This is a genomic window from Flavobacterium sp. UBA7680 (genome assembly GCF_002482975.1).
Lineage (GTDB): Bacteria > Bacteroidota > Bacteroidia > Flavobacteriales > Flavobacteriaceae > Flavobacterium.
In genome coordinates, this window is sequence record NZ_DLHA01000031.1 from 175,399 (window position 1) to 184,247 (window position 8,849).

Annotated in this window: 7 protein-coding genes; 2 read left to right on the forward strand and 5 right to left on the reverse strand. The window is 33.5% G+C overall.

Annotation, left to right across the window (positions count from 1 at the left end; translation table 11 throughout):
- Window positions 1-32: 32 nt before the first annotated feature.
- The 4 genes from B3C18_RS14085 to B3C18_RS14100 all read right to left on the reverse strand — a co-directional run bounded on the left by B3C18_RS14085 (window position 33) and on the right by B3C18_RS14100 (window position 4,182).
- Window positions 33-899: a cupin-like domain-containing protein gene (locus B3C18_RS14085; protein ID WP_291147837.1), complete on the reverse strand. Its 867-nt coding sequence runs from the start codon at window positions 897-899 to the stop codon at window positions 33-35.
- An 81-nt stretch (window positions 900-980) separates the two neighbouring features.
- Window positions 981-2,069, reverse strand: coding sequence for a biotin synthase BioB (gene bioB, locus B3C18_RS14090; RefSeq protein WP_291147839.1), 1,089 nt, complete (start codon window positions 2,067-2,069; stop codon window positions 981-983).
- Window positions 2,070-2,241: 172 nt separating this feature from the next.
- Window positions 2,242-2,679 (reverse strand): hypothetical protein, encoded by a 438-nt coding sequence (locus tag B3C18_RS14095; RefSeq protein ID WP_291147841.1) that lies wholly within the window; start codon window positions 2,677-2,679, stop codon window positions 2,242-2,244.
- Window positions 2,680-3,249: 570 nt separating this feature from the next.
- Entirely contained in the window at window positions 3,250-4,182 is a 933-nt protein-coding gene (locus tag B3C18_RS14100) for a bifunctional riboflavin kinase/FAD synthetase (RefSeq protein ID WP_291147843.1), read from the reverse strand.
- A 198-nt stretch (window positions 4,183-4,380) separates the two neighbouring features.
- Between B3C18_RS14100 and B3C18_RS14105 the strand changes: the two genes are divergently transcribed.
- Window positions 4,381-7,050: a reprolysin-like metallopeptidase gene (locus tag B3C18_RS14105; RefSeq protein ID WP_291147845.1), complete on the forward strand. Its 2,670-nt coding sequence runs from the start codon at window positions 4,381-4,383 to the stop codon at window positions 7,048-7,050.
- Window positions 7,051-7,144: 94 nt separating this feature from the next.
- On the opposite strand, the gene B3C18_RS14110 is transcribed toward B3C18_RS14105, so the two are convergent.
- Window positions 7,145-7,765 carry a ComF family protein gene (locus tag B3C18_RS14110; RefSeq protein ID WP_414655351.1) on the reverse strand — a complete coding sequence of 207 codons (621 nt, stop codon included), beginning with the start codon at window positions 7,763-7,765 and terminating at the stop codon, window positions 7,145-7,147.
- Window positions 7,766-7,926: 161 nt separating this feature from the next.
- Between B3C18_RS14110 and B3C18_RS14115 the strand changes: the two genes are divergently transcribed.
- Window positions 7,927-8,849 (forward strand): glycine--tRNA ligase (locus tag B3C18_RS14115; RefSeq protein WP_291147847.1); only part of this gene is annotated, 923 nt, incomplete at its 3' end.

An 8,849-nucleotide genomic window follows, 5' to 3' on the forward strand; every position in this document is an offset into this window, starting at 1 on the left:
AAATTAATTCTGCAGCCGGCTTTTTATTTTTCTTAAGCACTCTTTCGAAGGTTTTCATGCGTGTTTTGAATTGCTTTTTCATTTTTGTAGTCAATCCATTTCTGTCCTTTGAATTTTCGCATCATAATATCAAAATGACGCATAATCAAAACATTGTACGCTGCTCTAGATAAATTCGCAATGTTTCTGGGAAAAGCCCGCAGACTCATCGAAAATCCCGGAGTCAAATATTTCATATAATGCCAGTAACCTTCGGGCATATATAACATTTCTCCATGTTTAAGATTAGTAATATATCCTTCAGCATTTTTAAGCGCAGGAAATTTTTCATAATCAGGATTATCAAAATCAATGTCTTCCCTCGAAATCAAAGCATGCGGAACCTTGTACATATACTTTGACTGGTTTGGTGCGAAAATCATGCATTGTTTTTCGCCGTGAAAGTGAAAATGCAGAATGTTTGAGTAATCAATATCGTAATGCATAAATACTCTGGCGTTTTCGCCACCAAAAAATAACATCGGTAATTGCTTAACAAGTTTTAGTCCAATATCCGGCCATAAGAAATCATTTTTCAATCGTGGCACTTGTTTCATTAAGTTGTAAAGAAAAATGCGGTAATTGGTAGGTTTTGATTCTAAAAGGTTGATATAATCGCTCATTTTCATTGTCATATGAGCTTCATTAAAACCTTCTTCATGGTTTACTGGTCGATCATCATACAAAGGAACCGTAATATCACCGGCAATATCATTAATATAAGATAATTTCCATTTTTGATAAGCGGGCCAGTCTTCAGTTAGTTCTTCAACAACAACCGGAATTTGCTTTTTTACATATTGGGAAATAAAATCTTCCTTAGAGATTTTTTTAACCCTTTGGATTTGTTTTAACTTCATTTTTATAAATAAAAAAATTGCTTATAACTCTGTGTCATAAGCAATTTAAAAAATTTTATTGAAGTTTTTTAACTCTTTTACCTAAATTTTTGATTTGATCGAAGCTTCAACGTTTCTTTCAATTGTATGTCCGGGTCTAGTCCATCTAGGTTTTTCTCCTAAAGAATTAAATTGAGAATCAGCAGCTTCAATTGTTTTTGGCTGCGAAACTTTTATAAAAGGCTTTTGCGGAATCAATCCTAACATTTCAAACATCTTCATATCTTCACTAACATCAGGGTTTGGAGTAGTCAATAATTTATCTCCTGCAAAAATTGAATTTGCCCCTGCAAAAAAGCACATTGCCTGACCTTCACGAGTCATGTTCGTTCTTCCGGCAGATAAACGAACCTGAGTTTCCGGCATTACAATTCTGGTTGTAGCAACCATACGAATCATTTCCCAGATTTCAACCGGTTTTTCTTCTTCCATCGGAGTTCCTTCAACAGCAACTAAAGCGTTAATAGGAACAGATTCCGGCTGCGGATTTAAAGTTGAAAGCGCAACAAGCATTCCGGCTCTGTCTTCAATACTTTCTCCCATTCCAATAATTCCACCGCTGCAAACCGTAACATTTGTTTTACGAACATTTTCGATAGTTTGTAAACGGTCTTCAAAACCGCGGGTAGAAATTACATCTTTATAATATTCTTCAGAAGTATCTAAATTATGATTGTAAGCATATAAACCAGCTTCGGCTAAACGCTGTGCCTGATTTTCAGTAAGCATACCTAAAGTACAGCAAACTTCCATATCAAGTTTATTGATCGTACGAACCATTTCTAAAACCTGATCAAACTCTTCGCCATCTTTTACATTTCTCCAGGCAGCTCCCATACAAACGCGGGAAGATCCGCTGGATTTAGCTCTTAAAGCCTGAGCTTTTACGTGGCTCACCGTCATTAAGTCATTTCCTTCAACTCCGGTATTATACCTTGCAGCTTGTGGGCAATAACCACAATCTTCAGGACATCCGCCTGTTTTTATTGATAATAAAGTAGAAACCTGAACGACGTTTGGATCGTGTTTTTGTCTGTGAATTGTTGCAGCTTCATAAAGCAAATCCATTAGTGGTTTATTATAGATTGCTATTATTTCGTCTTTTGTCCAATTGTGTTTTGTTATGCTCATGGATACAATTTTTTTTGAAGTTTTAAAAGTAATTAAATTGTAGTAACCAACAACACTGATTGTTGTAATTGAATATTTGGCAAGTCTTTTAAAAAAGAAGCGCTCAAAAATCATAAAATTATAGGTTTTTATGATTTTTGAGCGCTTAAATGGTTGTTTTTATTTTGAATAATTAATCGGCTGCATATTTATTGTTCCAATATAACATCATCATTAAGGTAACAATTACCGATGAAGCGAGCCCTTCAAAAAGCAGACAAATACAATAAGTTGGTACAGAAGGATTTCCTCCAAACATAAAAGTTTTGGATAAAGTTTCTACATAAGCATCCCCGCCTCGGGCATAACTGTAAACCAATAATCCAAAAACACTCAATGCAACACCAACAACAGAAGTTGTAATTGCAGAAACTGCATTTGATACAAAACTCGTTTCCCCTTCATGAAGATTCATTACCATTGTTCTGTTTACGCCATAAAATATAAAAAATACATTCAGCGTACGCAGGTAAAACAAATCTGCTAAACCTAATACATTCATCAATAAAAAATAAATGCCAATTCCGAGGAATATTAAAAAACCGTTTGTTATTTCTTTAGGTAATTTCATAGTGGTTATTTTTAAAGAAGTTAATAGTAAATGTTTGGGAAACAGAGTCCTATATCAAATTTACTAAAAAAATAACTACGATGATCTAAAATTGGTAAAATGTTATGTATGAGGAATAATGTTCAGAAAAAAGAATTCTTTTCTTGAAATAGGTGAAGTCCTTACAGGACATTAATGCAGGTGCGGTATTTTTTTTTGTTACCGATGTTTAACTCCTAACGGAGTACGTTTTAAGAAGTTTTATATTGATAAAAACCAGATTAGTTATTTTTACAACACATTTTTAGCCCCAAACAAATCATATCTCGTAGAGATTTAATATCGGTAGAAAATTATTGTAAGCGATTCCATTTTGTTCCGTAGGAACTATATATTTGTTGATGTTTAACTCTTAAAGGAATATATTAAGATTTATAATAATGGAAATAAGATACGTCATGTTTGCAGCTTATTTTTAATCCCTATAGAATATATCTCGTAGAGATTTTATATCGGTAGAATATAATTTTCAAGTATTTATTTTGTCCCGTAGGGACTATACATATTGTAATTATATCAATCGAAATATAATTATTGAAACTTACTTACAAAATTTAAAGAATCCTGTTTGTCTTGATTTAATTGAGCTTTCATTAAATCAATTGAACCGAATTTTTGTTCTCCGCGAAGATATTGCAATAATGAAACCTCAATTTTTTTGCCATAAATATCAGCATCAAAATCAAAAAGGTTTACTTCAATAGTTTGTTTTTGGCCATTCACAGTTGGATTGAAACCGATATTCATCATTCCGAAAACTTCTAAATCATCAATCAAAGCTTTCACAACATAAACACCATTTTTCGGTATTAACTTATATTCCTCTTCAATTTGAATATTTGCCGTTGGAAAACCTATTGTTCTTCCTAACTGTTTTCCTTTTACAACTTCACCGCTCAAAAAATAGTCATAGCCTAAATATTCATTGGCTAATTCCATATTTCCTTCATCTAAAGCTTTTCTGATCTTGGTAGAACTGACAGAAACATCTTGTATTTCTTCTGCAGAAATTTGTTCCACTTCAAAACCATATTCAGCACCAAAAGCAATTAAATTATCAATATTGGCCGTTCTGTTTCTTCCAAAACGATGATCGTGACCAATAATTATTTTTTGAATATGAAACTGATTAACTAAAATAGTGCTGACAAATTCTTCGGCAGTTAATCTTGAGAAACTTTCATTAAACGGATGAATAACTAAATTTTCAATTCCGGTTGCTTCTAAAAGTTTTGTTTTTTCAGCAATAGTATTCAGCAGTTTTATTTCTGATTTTTCTTGTAAAACCATTCTCGGATGCGGAAAAAATGTAAGTACTAAACTTTCGTATTTGCCATTTTCCGTGTTTTGAGTAATTCTTTCCAGAATTTTTTTATGACCAATATGTACGCCATCAAAAGTACCAAGAGTCAAAATTGTTTTCTTGGTCGAATGGAAATCGTTTATAGAATGAAAGAGCTTCAAAACAAATTATTTAAGATGCTGCAAATTTATACTATCTATTTTAAATTTTGTACTAAGGGCAATTGATTTTTTAGGAACATTATGTTTCTTTTGTCGAAAAAATCACGGATTCGTCGACTAAAAAACGTTAAATGTCGTTTAGATGTAAGAATTTGATTTAATTCGACTAAATTTGATTTCATAAAAATATCACTCAGCATGAAGAAACAATTACTTTATTTTCTGATTATCTTTTCATTTGTACAACTTCATGCACAAAGTGACGACCTGTGGCAAAAAGTTAATTCGGTTTCAGTCTCTGGAAAAAAAACTTCAGTATCTGATTCGGAAAACCTGTATTATAAATTAAACACAGAATCCTTAACGGCAAAATTGGCCAAAACAACTCAAAAATCAGCATTAAGTTCAAATGCTGAGATTACAATTCCTAATGCAAAAGGGGTTTTAGAAAGATTTCAGGTTTGGGAATCTTCTAATTTTGATCCTGAACTACAAGCAAAATACCCAGAAATTAGAGCTTATGAAGGAAGCGGTTTAGACGATAAATCGGCAAAAATACATTTTAGTCTTTCGCCTAGAGGTCTTCAAACAATGCTTTTTAGAGCAGATAAAGCCACTGAGTTTATCGAGCAAAATCCAGATAACAAGGCAGAGTATGTTTTGTTTTCTTCGAAAGATGCAGCTTCAAAAACAAAGTTAGTATGTAAAACTATAGATGCTGTTGTAAATAATAAAGAAGGAAAAACTGCTAAAACAACATCTAATAATAAAGTTTTTAAAACACTTCGTTTAGCATTGTCCTGTACAGCAGAATATACAGCGTATTTTGGCGGAACAAAAGCGGGAGCTTTAGCCGGAATGAATGCAACACTAACAAGAGTGAATGGTGTTTTAAATAAAGATTTAGCATTGAAACTGGTTTTGATTGCCAATAATGATGCAGTAATTTATACCAATGTTGCAAACCAGCCTTATTCTAATGCTTCAGATGGTGCAGATGGTGCATGGAATCAGGAAGTTCAAACAACGTTGACAAATATTATCGGTAATAATAATTATGATATTGGACATTTGTTTGGTGCTTCTGGCGGAGGAGGAAATGCCGGTTGTATAGGTTGTATTTGTTCAAATCCAACAACAGGTGATCCTTTAGCAAAAGGAAGTGCTTTTACTTCTCCTTCAGATGGAAAACCAGAAGGTGATACTTTTGATATTGATTTTGTGATACACGAATTCGGACATCAATTGGGTGCGAATCATACTTTTTCATATGATTCAGGTGAAAGAACATCAGTAAATGTTGAGCCGGGAAGCGGTTCTACAATAATGGGATATGCCGGAGTTACTGGCGATTATGATATTCAAAATAATTCTGACGACTATTTTGCTTATGCAAGTATTTTACAGATCCAGAATACACTTGCAGGAAAAAGCTGTCCGGTTAGCACCAATTTAACCAATAATCCGCCTGTAATTAGTGCAGGAAGTAATTATACAATTCCAATTAGTACGCCATTTATTTTAAAAGGAACCGGTTCAGATCCCGAAGGAGATATTATCACGTACACTTGGGAAGAATATGATAATGCTACTACAACATCTGAAGCCAATAGTATCGCATATCCAACAAAACCAGACGGGCCTTTATTTAGATCATTTGCTCCAACAACTTCACCTGTTCGTTATTTTCCAAGTTATAATTCGGTATTACAAAATAAATTAACCACAACCTGGGAATCTGTTTCGTCTATCGCCAGAACATTAAATTTTACTTTAACAGGTAGAGATAATGCAGCTTTAGGTACAGCTCAGACGAATACAAGTGCAATGTCAGTGAATGTGGTTGCTACAGCTGGTCCTTTTGCGGTAACATCGCATAATGGCGATAATGTGAGCTGGCAGCAAGGTACAAGTCAAACCGTTACATGGAGCGTTAATAATACCAATAACCTGCAAGGTTCTTCTTTAGTAAATATCAAACTTTCTACAGACGGCGGTTTAACTTTTCCAACCACTTTAGCGGCTAATACCGCAAATGATGGTTCAGAAGTTATTGCTCTGCCTGCTAGTATTCCTTCGTCTACAAATTGCAGACTTCTTATTGAACCAACGGCAAATATCTATTATACTTTAAACAGTAAACCGTTTGCTATTGGGTATACAACAACAACAAGCTGTAATACCTATAGTTTTGAAAGTCCTTTTAATATTCTGGCTTCAACAAGTTATACAACAAAATCAGTTAGTGTACCAAGTGCAACAGGAACAATTTCAGATGTAAATGTTTTGGTAAATGTTACGCACGAACGATTATCAGATCTTGAAATCCAAATCGTGAGTCCGCAGGGAACAACAGTTCGTTTGTTTAATAAATCATGTCCAAGTTTAAATTCGACATTGATTCTTAATTTTGATGATTCAGGAAATGCTTTAGATTGCAGCAAAACAACAGAACAAATTGTTATTCCGGTTAATGAATTGAGTGCTTTTAATGGGCAGACACAACAGGGAACATGGACATTTAGAGTTCGTGACGCCGTTTCGGGAATGTTTGGAAAAATAAATTCAGCATCAGTAAACATCTGTACCAAAACATTTACTTTGGGTACAGATGATTTTGAAACTCTTGATTTTGCGCTTTATCCAAATCCAAACAAAGGAAGTTTTACAGTTCAATTTGCAAGTCAATCAAATAATGTTCAGATTTTTGTACACGATATTTTAGGAAAAAGTGTTTACACGAAAACCTTCGAAGCATCTGGAGACTTTAATCAAAACATTCAGCTTCCAAATGTTTCAGCAGGAATTTATTTAGTAACCGTTATCGATGGAAACAGAAGAACAGTTAAGAAAATAATAGTCAACTAAAATTATTAAACTTCAATAAAAAAGAAATTCCAAATACCAAAAAACAACTTAAGTTTTGGAATTTGGAATTTTTCTTTTATTGGAATTTCCTTTTTTAAGAGTTCGCCATCGCCATACAAACAATGCTGATTTTTGTTCCCGGAATTTTTAACAATGCTCTGGAACAAGCTTCGAGTGTTGCTCCGGTTGTCAATACATCATCAACAATTAAAAAATGTTTGTTATGATTTTCTTCGGTTGAAATTACATCGAAGATATTTTCGATGTTTTCAGATCTTCCCAAAAGATTCTTTTTTGATTGTGTTTTAGAATATTTCTTTCGATATAAAACCGAACTATTATACGGAATTTTTAAACCTTCGGCTAAAGCCTTTCCAAAAGTGGTAACCTGATTGTAACCGCGTTCCTTAAATTTTCGCGGATGTAAAGGAACCGGAATTACAGCATCAAAAGGTATTTCAAGTTTCAGTTCTTTTAAATCCTCTACATACCAGTTTCCTAAAACGGTGCCAATTTCTTCGTGGCCTTTATATTTCAGGTTATGAATGAGTTCCTGAACAATTCCTTTTTTAATAAAATAAATAAAGGCAGAAACATGTTCGGTTTCTATTTTGCCATAAAACTTTTTGACGGCTTCATTATTTGAATCTAAATGATATTGAGTTAGAGGTAGTTCATGACGGCAATTCGTGCATAAAACAGTTTCGTTTGTCATTAAAACGGCACGACAGCCAGAGCAAACTTTAGGGAAAAAGAGATCAATTATAAAATTAAACACAAATAGAAAGAATTTAGTTACAAAACTAACCAAATTTAAACTTCAATCTTTTTTATTTTTCTTTTTTTTATAAGTACTTTTTATATTTTTGCATTACTATGGCAAAACAAGAAGATTTATTTAAGAATGTGGTTTCGCACGCAAAAGAGTACGGATTTATTTTTCCGTCAAGCGAAGTTTACGATGGATTGAGTGCAGTTTATGATTATGCACAAAATGGCGTCGAATTAAAAAAGAATATCCGTGAATATTGGTGGAAATCAATGGTTCAGATGAATGAAAATATTGTCGGCCTTGATGCTGCAATATTAATGCATCCAACAACCTGGAAAGCTTCAGGCCACGTTGATGCCTTCAATGATCCGTTAATTGATAATAAAGATTCTAAAAAAAGATATAGAGCCGACGTTTTAGTAGAAGAATATGCTGAAAAGATAAATATAAAAGCTCAAAAAGAAATTGAAAAAGCAAGAGCTCGTTTTGGTGATGCTTTTAATGAGGAAGAATTTATTACAACAAATGCACGCGTTGTAGAATATCTTGCAAAATATAAAGAAATTTTATCAAGGCTTGCAAAAGGAATGACTGATGATCTTCAGGATGTAAAAGCTTTAATCGAAGAATTAGAAATTGCTGATCCTGAAACGGGTTCTAAAAACTGGACAGATGTTAAGCAATTCAACTTAATGTTCGGAACTAAATTGGGTGCTTCTGCTGAGTCTGCAATGGATTTATATTTACGTCCGGAAACAGCGCAGGGTATTTTTGTGAACTTTTTAAATGTTCAGAAATCAGGTCGTATGAAAGTTCCGTTTGGAATTGCTCAAACTGGTAAAGCGTTTAGAAATGAAATCGTTGCAAGACAATTCATTTTCCGTATGCGTGAATTCGAACAAATGGAAATGCAGTTTTTCGTGCGTCCGGGAGAAGAAATGCAATGGTACCATCATTGGAAAGAAACACGTTTAAAATGGCATTTATCTTTAGGATTAGGAAAAGAGAATTACCGTTTTCACGATCA